General features: G+C 72.3%; 11 protein-coding genes. 9 read left to right on the plus strand and 2 right to left on the minus strand.

From position 1 onward, the window contains the following. Positions 1-115: 115 nt before the first annotated feature. From mvk to GXP76_RS03975, 7 genes are all read left to right on the plus strand, one after another. Positions 116-1123: a mevalonate kinase gene (mvk, locus tag GXP76_RS03945; RefSeq protein ID WP_242569991.1), complete on the plus strand. Its 1008-nt coding sequence runs from the start codon at positions 116-118 to the stop codon at positions 1121-1123. Further along, positions 1113-2168: a diphosphomevalonate decarboxylase gene (gene mvaD / locus GXP76_RS03950; protein ID WP_242569992.1), complete on the plus strand. Its 1056-nt coding sequence runs from the start codon at positions 1113-1115 to the stop codon at positions 2166-2168. The genes mvk and mvaD overlap by 11 nt, the downstream gene beginning before the upstream one ends. Beyond that, positions 2165-3295: a phosphomevalonate kinase gene (locus tag GXP76_RS03955; protein ID WP_242569993.1), complete on the plus strand. Its 1131-nt coding sequence runs from the start codon at positions 2165-2167 to the stop codon at positions 3293-3295. The genes mvaD and GXP76_RS03955 overlap by 4 nt, the downstream gene beginning before the upstream one ends. Continuing rightward, on the plus strand, positions 3292-4437 hold the full coding sequence (fni, locus tag GXP76_RS03960) for a type 2 isopentenyl-diphosphate Delta-isomerase (RefSeq protein WP_242569994.1): 1146 nt from the start codon (positions 3292-3294) through the stop codon (positions 4435-4437). Before GXP76_RS03955 ends, fni begins: the two co-directional genes overlap by 4 nt. After that, positions 4434-5495, plus strand: coding sequence for a hydroxymethylglutaryl-CoA reductase (locus GXP76_RS03965; RefSeq protein ID WP_242569995.1), 1062 nt, complete (start codon positions 4434-4436; stop codon positions 5493-5495). The genes fni and GXP76_RS03965 overlap by 4 nt, the downstream gene beginning before the upstream one ends. A gap of 2 nt (positions 5496-5497) precedes the next feature. After that, positions 5498-6667 (plus strand): hydroxymethylglutaryl-CoA synthase, encoded by a 1170-nt coding sequence (locus tag GXP76_RS03970; protein ID WP_242569996.1) that lies wholly within the window; start codon positions 5498-5500, stop codon positions 6665-6667. Positions 6668-6732: 65 nt separating this feature from the next. Beyond that, positions 6733-7716, plus strand: coding sequence for a 3-oxoacyl-ACP synthase III family protein (locus tag GXP76_RS03975; RefSeq protein WP_242569997.1), 984 nt, complete (start codon positions 6733-6735; stop codon positions 7714-7716). A gap of 94 nt (positions 7717-7810) precedes the next feature. Here GXP76_RS03975 and GXP76_RS03980 read toward each other — a convergent pair whose 3' ends face one another. Further along, a complete protein-coding gene (locus tag GXP76_RS03980) occupies positions 7811-8419 on the minus strand; it encodes a TetR/AcrR family transcriptional regulator (protein WP_242569998.1) in 609 nt (202 codons plus the stop codon). Between the two features lie 94 nt (positions 8420-8513). Here GXP76_RS03980 and GXP76_RS03985 point away from each other — a divergent pair, with 94 nt between their 5' ends. After that, entirely contained in the window at positions 8514-8963 is a 450-nt protein-coding gene (locus GXP76_RS03985; protein ID WP_308354089.1) for an ester cyclase, read from the plus strand. A gap of 66 nt (positions 8964-9029) precedes the next feature. Continuing rightward, positions 9030-9716: an SDR family NAD(P)-dependent oxidoreductase gene (locus GXP76_RS03990; RefSeq protein ID WP_242569999.1), complete on the plus strand. Its 687-nt coding sequence runs from the start codon at positions 9030-9032 to the stop codon at positions 9714-9716. Positions 9717-9742: 26 nt separating this feature from the next. Here the strand turns inward: GXP76_RS03990 and GXP76_RS03995 are convergent. Then, positions 9743-11642, minus strand: a 1900-nt coding sequence (locus GXP76_RS03995) for a condensation domain-containing protein (RefSeq protein WP_242570000.1), incomplete at its 5' end; no start/stop codon positions are given.

Below are 11642 nucleotides of genomic sequence, written 5' to 3' on the forward strand. Positions count from 1 at the left end.
GCGCCCGGCCGTGCCCGCATCCGGTGTCCCGCTCCGTCGTTCTCGGAACTACGGACGGAGCGGTCCCATCATCACGCGATGTCACCATGAGAGAAGACAGAGGGAGCTGGGTGCGTTGACCCTACCGATCACAGCCGAGGGGTTGCCGGAAAGCCCTCGGGCCCACTCGGTCGGCATCGGCCGCGCCCACGCCAAGGTCATCCTGCTGGGGGAACACGCGGTGGTCTACGGGGCGCCGGCGCTCGCGCTGCCGGTTCCGCAGCTCACGGTCACGGCGAGCGCCGGGTGGTCCTCCCACGGCTCCGGCGGCCAGGGCGGCCTGTCCTTCACGATGACCGGTTCGGCGTCGCGGGCGCTGGTGACGCAGGCCTCCGACGGCCTGCGCCGGCTCACCGAGGAGTTCGTCGCGCGCATGGGGGTGACGGGAGGGCGATCCCTGGAGGTGATCCTGGACGGTGCGGTCCCGCACGGCCGGGGACTCGGTTCCAGCGCGGCCGTCTCCCGCGCGGTCGTCTTCGCCCTCGCCGATCTGCTGGGGCGTGAACTGACCGAGAGCATGGCGTTCGAGCTGGTGCAGACGGCCGAGAACGTGGCGCACGGCCGGGCCAGCGGGGTGGACGCCATGGCGGTCGGCGCGCCCGGCCCGCTGCTGTTCCAGGCGGGCCGGGCCACCGAACCGGCCATCGGCTGCGACGGGTTGTTCATCATCGCCGACAGCGGCGTCCCGGGCAGCACCAAGGAAGCGGTCGCGATGCTGCGTGCGGGATTCGCGCAACGCGCCGGAGCCCAGGACCGGTTCGTCGGGCGGGCGTCGGAACTGACCGAGGCCGGCAGGCGGGCACTCGCCGACGGCGACCCCGGGGAACTCGGCTCCCGGCTCACCGACTACCACGAACTGCTCCGCGCGGCCGGCCTCAGCACCGAGCGGATCGACACGCTGGTCGAGGCCGCGCTGGAGGCGGGCAGCCTCGGAGCCAAGATCACCGGCGGCGGTCTGGGCGGCTGCGTGATCGCACAGACCCGGCCCGAACAGGCCCGGGAGGTCACCCGGCGGCTGCACGAGGCCGGCGCCGTACAGACCTGGGTCGTACCGCTGAAGGGGCTCGGCAACCATGCGCACTGAACACTCGACCGCCGCCGTGGCCGGGCCGACCGGCCAGGGGGCCGCGGGCAGCGCCACCGCCGTCGCGCACCCGAACATCGCGCTGATCAAGTACTGGGGCAAGCGCGACGAGCCTCTCGTCCTGCCCTGGACCTCCAGCCTGTCGATGACGCTGGACCTCTTCCCGACGACCACGCGGGTACGGCTCGATCCCGGGGCCGGGCACGACACGGCGGCGCTGAACGGTGTCCCCGCGACGGGCGAGACGCTGCGCCGTATCACCGCCTTCCTCCAGCTCGTGCGGGAGACGGCCGGCAGCGGCCGACGGGCCGTCGTGGACACGCGGAACACCGTGCCCACCGGGGCCGGACTGGCGTCCTCCGCCAGCGGGTTCGCCGCCCTCGCCGTCGCCGCCGCCGCCGCGTACGGGCTGGATCTCGACGCCACCGCGCTCTCCCGGCTGGCGCGGCGCGGATCCGGGTCGGCGTCGCGGTCCGTCTTCGGCGGCTTCGCCGTCTGGCACGCCGGCCCCGACGACGGTACGGCCGCGGAGGCGGACCTCGGCTCGTACGCCGAGCCGGTGCCCGCCGCGGACATCGATCCGGCACTGGTGGTCGCCGTCGTCAATGCCGGTCCCAAGGACGTCTCCAGCAGGGAGGCGATGCGCCGCACGGTCGGCACGTCACCACTGTTCCGGCCGTGGGCCGCCGCCAGCGCGGACGACCTGGCGGGCATGCGGGCGGCGCTGCGGCGGGGCGACATCGACGCGGTGGGCGAGATCGCGGAGCGCAACGCGCTCGGTATGCACGCGACCATGCTGGCGGCCCGGCCCGCGGTGCGGTACCTGTCGCCGGCCACGGTCACCGTGCTCGACCGCGTGCTCCAGCTGCGACGGGAGGGCGTCGCGGCCTACTCGACCATGGACGCCGGGCCCAACGTGAAGGTGCTGTGCCGCAGGGCGGACGCGGAGCGGGTGGCCGGGGCCGTACGCGAGGCCGTCCCGGACGGTACGGTCCTGGTCGCCGGACCGGGCCCCGGCGCCCGTCTGCTGGGCGAGGGCGCATGACGGCGTCGCGGCGCACGGTCGTACGGCACGCGCCGGGCAAGCTGTTCGTCGCGGGCGAGTACGCGGTGGTGGAGCCCGGCAACCCGGCGGTCCTGGTGGCGGTCGACCGTCATGTCACCGTCACCGTGACCGACCCGGGTGACGGGGGCGGCGCGGCCGATGTCGTGATCTCCTCCGACCTCGGCCCGCGCTCCGTGGGCTGGCGCCGGCAGGAAGGCAGGCTCGTCTTCCACGGCCCCGGTGACGGCCGCCAGGCGCGCGGGGCGCTGTCGCACGTCGTCTCGGCGATCGGGACGGTGGGCCGGCTGCTGGCCGAACGCGCCCTGCCGGTACCCCCGTTGGACGTCTCGGTCGGCAGCCGGCTGCACCAGGACGGGCGGAAGTTCGGCCTGGGCTCCAGCGGCGCGGTGACCGTGGCCACCGTCGCGGCCGTCGCGGCCTTCTGCGGACTGGAACTGTCCCTGGAGGAACGGTTCCGGCTGGCGATGCTCGCCACCGCGGAGCTCGACCCCAAGGGTTCCGGCGGTGATCTCGCCGCCAGTACCTGGGGCGGATGGATCGAGTACCGGGCGCCCGACCGGACCCATGTGCTCGACCTGGCCCGGCGCCTGGGGGTCGACAGAACACTGCGCGCCCCCTGGCCGGACCACACGGTGCGCCGGCTGCCGCCGCCCGACGGCCTGTCACTTCAGGTCGGCTGGACCGGGGAGCCCGCGTCCACCGCGTCCATGGTGTCGGCTCTCCACCGCCGCGCCTGGCGGGGCACCGCGTCCCACCAGAAGTTCGTGGGGACCACGACCGACTGTGTGCGCTCCGCGGTCGCCGCCCTCGACAGCGGCGACGGTCCGGGACTGCTGCACCAGATCCGCCGGGCGCGCCAGGAGCTGGAGCGCCTGGACGACGAGGTCGGCCTCGGCATCTTCACCCCCGGGCTGACCGCACTGTGCGACGCCGCCGAGAGCGTCGGCGGCGCGGCGAAGCCCTCCGGGGCGGGGGGCGGCGACTGCGGCATCGCCCTGCTGGACGCCGGGGCGGCACGGGACATCACACACCTACGGCAACGGTGGGAGAGGGCCGGGGTGCTGCCCCTGCCCGTCCGTCCCGCCCTGGAAGGGACCGAGGAATGAGCGCTCAGCGCAAGGACGACCACGTCCGGCTCGCCATAGAGCAGCACCACGGGCACAGCGGGCACAACCAGTTCGACGAGGTGTCGTTCGTCCACCACGCCCTGGCCGGCATCGACCGGCCGGAGGTGTCCCTGGCCACGTCCTTCGCCGGCATCGGCTGGCAGGTGCCGATCTACATCAACGCGATGACCGGCGGCAGCGTCAAGACCGGTGCCATCAACCGGGATCTGGCCACCGCCGCCCGCGAGACCGGGGTGCCCATCGCGTCGGGGTCCATGAACGCCTACCTCAAGGACCCTTCGTGCGCGGGCACGTTCCGCGTCCTGCGCGAGGAGAACCCGGACGGGTTCGTCATGGCGAACATCAACGCGACGACGTCGGTCGACAACGCGCGGCGGGCCGTCGACCTGCTGGAGGCGAACGCCCTTCAGATCCACATCAACACGGCGCAGGAGACGCCGATGCCGGAGGGCGACCGGTCCTTCTCCTCCTGGGGCCCGCAGATCGGGAAGATCGCCGCGGCGCTCGACATCCCGGTGATCGTCAAGGAGGTCGGCAACGGGCTCAGCCGCCAGACCCTCCTGACGCTCCAGGACCTGGGGGTGCGGGCGGCGGACGTCAGCGGGCGCGGCGGAACGGACTTCGCGCGGATCGAGAACGGCCGCCGGGAGCAGGCCGATTACGCGTACCTGCGCGGTTGGGGGCAGTCGACGGCCGCCTGTCTGCTGGACGCGCAGGGCCTGGCCATCCCCGTACTGGCCTCCGGCGGTGTCCGCCACCCGCTCGACGTGATGCGCGCGCTGGCGCTCGGCGCCCGCGCGGTCGGATCGTCCGCGGGATTCCTGCGCACGCTGCTCGACGGGGGTGTTCCGGCGCTGGTCGCGCAGCTCACGGCGTGGCTGGACCAACTGGCCGCGCTGCAGACCATGCTCGGCGCGCGTACCCCCGCCGACCTCACCCGCTGCGATCTGCTGGTCCGCGGCGAACTGCGTGACTTCTGCGCCGACCGGGGCATCGACCTGCGGCCGCTCGCCCAGCGCTCCGGCTCCGTCGCCGTCCCGGGCCCGGACACCGGGTCCGTTCCCGGCTTGAGCGCCGGTCCGGGCGAGAGGCGCCACGCACTGAAGGGAAGCGCACGATGACCGACGCACACGCCATAGCCGGGGTCCCGATGCGGTGGGTGGGTCCCGTGCGTATCTCGGGGAACGTCACCACCACCGAGACGCAGGTTCCGCTCGCCACCTACGAGTCGCCGCTCTGGCCGTCGGTGGGCCGCGGGGCGAAGGTCTCCATGCTGGCCGAGCAGGGCATCGTCGCCACCCTGGTCGACGAGCGGATGACGCGCTCGGTGCTGGTGGAGGCGGTGGACGCGCGGACCGCGCTCATGGCCGCACGGACCATCGAGACGCGGACCGAGGAGCTGCGTGAACTGGTGCGCGGCTGCAGCAGGTTCGCCCGGCTGATCGGCGTCCGGCACGAGATCAACGCCAACCTGCTGTTCATACGGTTCGAGTTCGCCACCGGCGACGCCTCCGGCCACAACATGGCGACACTCGCCTCCGACGTCCTGCTGAAGCACCTGCTTGAGACCGTTCCCGGCATCTCCTACGGATCGATCTCGGGAAACTACTGCACCGACAAGAAGGCCACCGCGGTCAACGGAATCCTGGGACGCGGCAAGAACGTGGTCACCGAACTCCTGGTGCCGCGCGCCGTGGTGGCCGATGTCCTGCACACGACGGCCGCCCGGATCGTCGAGCTGAACATCCGCAAGAACCTCCTCGGCACCCTGCTCGCCGGCGGCATCCGCTCGGCCAACGCCCATTACGCGAACATGCTGTTGGGGTTCTATCTGGCCACCGGCCAGGACGCGGCCAACATCATCGAGGGGTCGCAGGGCGTCACGATGGCCGAGGACCGGGACGGCGACCTGTACTTCGCCTGCACGCTGCCCAATCTGATCGTGGGCACCGTCGGCAACGGCAAGGGCCTCGGCTTCGTGGAGACGAACCTGACCCGCCTCGGCTGCCGGGAGGACCGCGAACCGGGGGACAACGCGCGGCGGCTGGCGGTCATCGCGGCGGCCACGGTGCTGTGCGGTGAACTCTCGCTGCTCGCCGCGCAGACCAACCCCGGCGAGCTCATGCGCGCGCACATCCAGCTGGAACGCGACAACACGACCGCAAAGGTGGGTGCATAGGCATGCCCCTGTCCATCGGAATCCACGACCTGTCGTTCGCGACGACCGAGTTCGTCCTGCCGCACGCGGCGCTGGCCGCGTACAACGGCACCGACATCGGCAAGTACCACATCGGCATCGGCCAGGAGTCGATGAGCGTGCCGGCCGCCGACGAGGACATCGTGACCATGGCCGCGACCGCGGCGGCGCCGCTCGTCGAACGGCACGGGAAGGGCCGGATACGCACCGTCGTGTTCGCGACGGAGTCGTCGATCGACCAGGCGAAGTCGGCCGGTGTGTACGTGCATTCGCTGCTCGGTCTCCAGCCGGCCTGCCGGGTCGTGGAGCTGAAGCAGGCGTGCTACGGGGCGACGGCGGCCCTGCAGTTCGCCATCGGGCTGGTGCGGCGCGACCCCGCCCAGCAGGTCCTCGTGATCGCCAGCGACGTCTCGAAGTACGAGCTGGACAGCCCGGGTGAGGCGACGCAGGGCGCCGCGGCGGTGGCCATGCTCGTCGGCGCGGATCCGGCGCTGGTGCGGATCGAGGAACCGTCGGGCCTGTACACCGCCGACGTCATGGACTTCTGGCGGCCCAACTACCGCGAGACCGCGCTGGTCGACGGCCAGGAGTCCATCAACGCCTACCTCCAGGCCCTCGAAGGCGCGTGGAAGGACTACGCGCAGCAGGACGGACGCTCGCTGGAGGAGTTCGCCGCGTTCATCTACCACCAGCCGTTCACGAAGATGGCCTACAAGGCCCACCGCCATCTGCTGAACTTCTGCGGGCACGCCGCCGATCAGGACGCGGTCGCCCGGGCACTCGGCCGGACCACCGCGTACAACACGGTCATCGGCAACAGCTACACCGCGTCGGTGTACCTCGGCCTGGCGGCGTTGCTCGACCAGGCGGACGATCTGACCGGCCGGGCCGTCGGCTTCCTGAGCTACGGGTCGGGCAGTGTGGCGGAACTCTTCGCCGGGACGGTCGTCGCCGGGTACCGCGAGCGTCTGCGGACCGCGGCGAACCGGGAGGCGATCGACCGGCGCAAGCCCCTCGACCACGGCGGCTACCGCGAGTTGCACGAGCGCTCCCTGCCGGCCGACGGCGGCGACCACCGGACCCCGGAGCAGACCACCGGACCCTTCCGGCTGGCCGGGATCAGCGGTCACAAACGCGTCTACGAGGCGCGCTGACGATGCCTCGTCCGGGCGGCGGTTCGCACGCCCGACCAACGACCACCTGAGGGGAGGGCAGCCGCATGACCGACGTCACCATCCACGTTCTCGGTACGGGTGCCTATGTACCGGAACGGATCGTCTCCAACGACGAGGTCGGCGCGCCGGCCGGGGTCGACGACGACTGGATCACCCGCAAGACCGCGATACGGCAGCGGCGCTGGGCCGCCGAGGGCCAGGCCACCTCGGACCTCGCCACGGCCGCGGGGCGGGCCGCCCTGGAGGCGGCCGGCATCTCCCCGGAGCAGCTGACCGTGATCGCGGTCGCCACCTCCACGCCGGACCAGCCGCAGCCGCCCACGGCGGCCTATGTCCAGCACCACCTCGGTGCGGCCGGTACCGCGGCGTTCGACGTCAACGCGGTCTGCTCCGGAACGGTGTTCGCGCTGTCCTCGGTGGCGGGGACCCTGGTGCACCGGGGCGGCTACGCGCTGATCATCGGCGCCGACGTCTACTCACGCATCCTCGATCCGGCCGACCGCAGGACGGTCGTCCTGTTCGGGGACGGGGCGGGGGCGATGGTCCTCGGGCCGACCGGCAAGGGCCCGGTCGTCCGGCGTGTCGCGCTGCACACCTTCGGCGACCTCACCGGGCTCATCGGGGTGCCGGCGGGCGGCAGCCGGCGTCCCCTCGACGAGGGGGCTCTCAGTGCCGGGCTGCAGTACTTCGCGATGGACGGGCGTGAGGTGCGCCGCTTCGTGGTGGAACAACTGCCGCAGCTGACCAAGGGGTTCCTCCACGAGGCCGGTGTCGAGGCCGCCGACATCAGCCACTTCGTCCCGCACCAGGCCAACGGCGTGATGCTCGACACCGTGTTCGAGGAGCTGCACCTGCCGCGGGCCACCATGCACCGCACGGTCGAGACGTACGGCAACACCGGAGCGGCCTCCATCCCGATCACGATGGACGCGGCCGTCCGCGCCGGCTCCTTCCGGCCCGGCGAGCTGGTCCTCCTGGCCGGTTTCGGGGGTGGCATGGCCGCGAGTTTCGCGCTGATCGAGTGGTAGGCGCCGACCGCGCCCGGCCGGGGGTCTGAGGGGATCCCCGCCGAATCCGCCGTCCGCCGGTGAAAACCGGTGGGCGGCGTGCCGGCGTGGGTTCTTAAGACAGCGGCCAGGCGCGCAGGGCGGCGTCGGTCATCTCCTGGAGTTCGTCGCGGCCGACACCGCTCGCGGCCTGTACGGCGATGCCGAATGCCAGTGTGGTGACGTAACGCGCCAGCATCCCCGGATCGGCCTCCGGAGGCAGGTCGCCGTCGTCCACGGCTCGCCGGAACCGCTCCCGGACGCCGGAGCAGCCGTCGTTGCGCCACGCGGCGAGCAGGTCACGGACCTCCCGCCCGGAGTCACTGGCCGCCAGGGCGCCCTGGACTCCCAAGCACCCGTTCGGCTGGGCGGAACGGGTCGTGGTCCGGACGGTGCCGGCGAGGATCGCGGTGGCGACGTCCAGGGCGGTCGGCTCCTCCAGGGCACGGGCCAGGTATCCGCCCGGCCCGTCGCTGTAGCGCTTCAGGGCCTTGCGGAACAGCTCCTCCTTGTTGCCGAAGGCCGCGTACATGCTGGTGGTGGAGATGCCCATCGCGTCCGTCAGGCAGGACAGGCTGGCCCCCTCGTAGCCGTGCTCCCAGAAAACCAGCACGGCGCGCTCGAGAGCCTCGTCGGCCTCGAATCCCCTGGGCCGGCCCATCGGGCCGCTCTTCTTCTTGTCCACCCCCACAGCCTACCCCTTCCGCATCGATCGATACAGAAGTGCTACGGTTCGATTTCTGCGGCGATCGCTGCGGAAGTCGTAGGAGGTTGTCCACGTGGGACCACTCGAAGAAGAGACAGCTCTCGTCACCGGGGGCAGCGCCGGACATCCGATGTCCGAAAGTGATCTGCGCGCGTTCTACCTGCGCTACATCCAGGCGCTCAACGCGCACGAGTTCGACCGTATGGACGAGTTCATCAGCGACCGGACCACCCTGAACGGGGAGCCTGCGACCCGGGACGACCTCCTCGCCGTCCAGAGGCACGACGTGGACGCGGTTCCGGACCTGCGCTGGGAGCTCCGGGAACTGCTCTTCGACGGCGACCGGCTGGCCGCCCGTCTGACCAACACCGGTACTCCGGTCAAGGAATGGCTCGGGGTGGCTCCCACCGGCGCCTCGTTCGAGATCACCGAGTACGCCGTCTACCAGGTCCGCGACGGGCGGTTCGTCCATATGACGGCCCTGCACGACGCGGGCGAACTGCGCCGGCAGCTGACCGGCTGACCTCCGCGATCCGGCGCCAAAGGCCCGGTCGGGCCGCGTATTTCGAGAGGAACGAGAGGAAGACGCATGACCGTCACACTGATCACCGGAGCCAACAAGGGCATCGGCTACGAGACGGCGAAACAGCTCCTTGAACTGGGCCACACCGTCTACGTCGGCGCACGCGACCCCGAGCGGGGCGAGAAGGCCGCAGCGGCGCTCGGCGCACGGTTCGTACAGCTCGACGTGACCGACGACCCGTCGGTGAACAGCGCGCTGGCGACGATCGGTTCGGCCGAGGGCCGGCTCGACGTCCTGGTGCACAACGCGGGCGTCCTGGGGAACGGAGCCACCGACGGTCCCACCGCTCTGCGGGTCTTCGACACCAACGCGGTGGGAATCGTGCGCGTCACGGAGGCGGCGCTCCCCCTGCTGCGCAGATCATCGAACCCCAACGTGGTCACCGTTTCGAGCAGCGCCGGGTCGTTCTGGGCGGTCAACAATCCGCGACGGCCGGAGTTCGGCCTGCCGTTGGCGCTCTACTCGGCCTCCAAGGCGGCTGCCACCATGCTGACGGTCCAGTACGCCAAGTCGCAGCCGGGCATCAGGTTCAACGCGGTCGAGCCCGGCACCGCCGCGACCGACATGACCGCGGCGTTCGGAGTCGGAAGGCGGCCCGAGGAGAGTGCCGCGGTGGTCGTGCGGCTGGCGACACTCGGCGCGGACGGCCCGACGGGAACCCTCCGGGACGAGAACGGGGAGCTGCCCTGGTAGGCGCGGAGGAACAGCCCCCCGGACGTTCACTGCTGATCCGTCAGCGTCTCCGCCTCCGTCGGAGGTGCCGGGGCCGGGCCCTCGGGTGGGCCGGCGTCCTGGAGGGCGCGGGCCAGATCGCGGGCGCGGTCCTGCTCGCACCGGGAAGCGTCGGCCAGCACCACACGCGGTGGCCGGCCGCCGTCCTCCGCGATGCGCCGGGCCAGGTCGCAGGCGAGCGCGCCGGCCCCGGAGTAACCGCCCAGCAGCAGCGAGCGGCCCTCGGCGTACGAGGTCAGGGCGTCGCGCGCGCCGTCGGCGGCGGTGCGCAGCACCAGTAGCTCCTGGGGCCCGGGGTAGAGGTCGCGCAAGAGGTCGTAGCAGGTGGTGGGCGCGCCCGGAGGCGGTATCAGACAGATGGTGCCCGCCCGCTCGTGGCCCCCCGCCCGCAGCGTGACCAGCGGGCCGACCCGTCTGGCCGCGACGCCGACGCCCGGGTGCGGTACGGCGCTCTTCTCCAGGAGTCCCAGGACTTCACCGACGGTGGTGTGCTCGCCCGCCGACAGGGAGAGCGTGCGCAGCAGCATCGCGCTCTGGGCGAGCAGTTCGGCGGCCGCGTCCGCGTTGAACAGAGCCCGGTCGTACACGCCCGTCAGGACCAGGCCGCCCGCGCTGTCGTGGTGGGCGAGCAGTCCGACGGGCGGCGCGCAGCGGGCCGGGACGGTGACGGGGAACTCCGCCTTGATGCCCTGGGCGGCGAGTTCGGCCTCCAGGCCGTCCACCGGGTGCGGCGAGTCCTCGAAGACGACGACGGTGTCCGTGCACCCTGTGTCGCGGGTTCCGCGCCCGTCCCAGGCGTGGATCCAGTCGCCGGGGACCCATTCGTAGGCGGCCAGGTCGAGGGCGCGCTCGCGCAGTTGCCGCAGCAGGTCGGGCAGGGTGGCCGCCGGGTCGACCTCGACGTGCATGGGCAGGGGGTTGCGCAGCGGTCCCGGCATCAGGGCGGCGCCGTCGAAGAGTACGCCCCGTCCCGAGACGGTCACGGTGAAGCGGACGGGGGCGGCAGCGGTGGCGCCGGAGCCCCAGTGGATCAGCAGGGCCCAGATGGCCTGCAGCACGCTGCTCTCGGCGATGCCCCAGGTGGCCGCCCAGCGCGTGAGGCGGGTTGTCTCGACGGAGTCCAGGCGCAGCCGGGTGTGCCCGGTGCCGGTCAGGCCGGTGGGTCCGGCGGGCCGGCCCGGCCAGGAGGCGGCGCCGTCGGGCGGCGTACGGCCCGACCAGAGCTCCCGGGCGGGACGGGGGTCCTGGGCGGCGGCCCAGGTCGTGTAGTCGCGCAGGTCGGGGCGGCGCTCACCACCGGGCAGGGTGCCGCCGGCGAGGTAGGCGCGGTAGAACTCGCGCAGCAGGATGTTCGCGCTGCGGCTGTCGAGCAGGGCCCGGTGGTAGGTGACCAGGATCCAGATGGGCTCCCCAGGCGGGGCCGGCTCCCGCTCCAGCAGGGTCAGGCGCAGCGCGCCGGGGCGGCGCAGTTGGAAGCCGCGCAGCCGGTCCTGCTCCAGGAGGGCGGACCAGTCGCCGTCGTGGAAGGTGTGGCGGGTGATGTCGGGTGTGACGTGCTCGTGCACGACGAGCAGTGGTTCACCGTCACCGGTGAACGCGGTGCGCAGGACCGTCTCGCAGTCCAGGACCGACTGCCAGGAGTCGGTGAAGCGTGCGAAGTCGAGGGAGCCGTGCCAGATCCAGACGAGTTGCTCGACATGGCGCCCGGTGCCGGGCCGTGTGTCACCGCCCCGGTGCAGCGCCGACTGCTGGGGGGTGGCCCGGAAGGCGGGCAGTATCCGGGCGGCGGGTGTGTCCGCCAACTCCTCCAACAGTGACCGCAGTTCGCGGGCGAGGGCGCGCACGGAGGTCTCGGTGACGCCGTGGGCGGGGTCGGCCACCCAGTCG

This window comes from Streptomyces sp. NP-1717 (assembly GCF_022695985.1).
Classification (GTDB): Bacteria; Actinomycetota; Actinomycetes; order Streptomycetales; family Streptomycetaceae; genus Streptomyces.

Bases quoted from the DNA above. Each gene is read 5' to 3' on its own strand.
- GXP76_RS03990 (WP_242569999.1), top strand. From the start codon at position 9,030: ATGACCGTCACACTGATCACCGGAGCCAACAAGGGCATCGGCTACGAG.
- GXP76_RS03970 (WP_242569996.1), top strand. From the start codon at position 5,498: ATGCCCCTGTCCATCGGAATCCACGACCTGTCGTTCGCGACGACCGAG.
- fni (WP_242569994.1), top strand. From the start codon at position 3,292: ATGAGCGCTCAGCGCAAGGACGACCACGTCCGGCTCGCCATAGAGCAG.
- GXP76_RS03975 (WP_242569997.1), top strand. From the start codon at position 6,733: ATGACCGACGTCACCATCCACGTTCTCGGTACGGGTGCCTATGTACCG.
- GXP76_RS03965 (WP_242569995.1), top strand. From the start codon at position 4,434: ATGACCGACGCACACGCCATAGCCGGGGTCCCGATGCGGTGGGTGGGT.
- GXP76_RS03955 (WP_242569993.1), top strand. From the start codon at position 2,165: ATGACGGCGTCGCGGCGCACGGTCGTACGGCACGCGCCGGGCAAGCTG.
- mvaD (WP_242569992.1), top strand. From the start codon at position 1,113: ATGCGCACTGAACACTCGACCGCCGCCGTGGCCGGGCCGACCGGCCAG.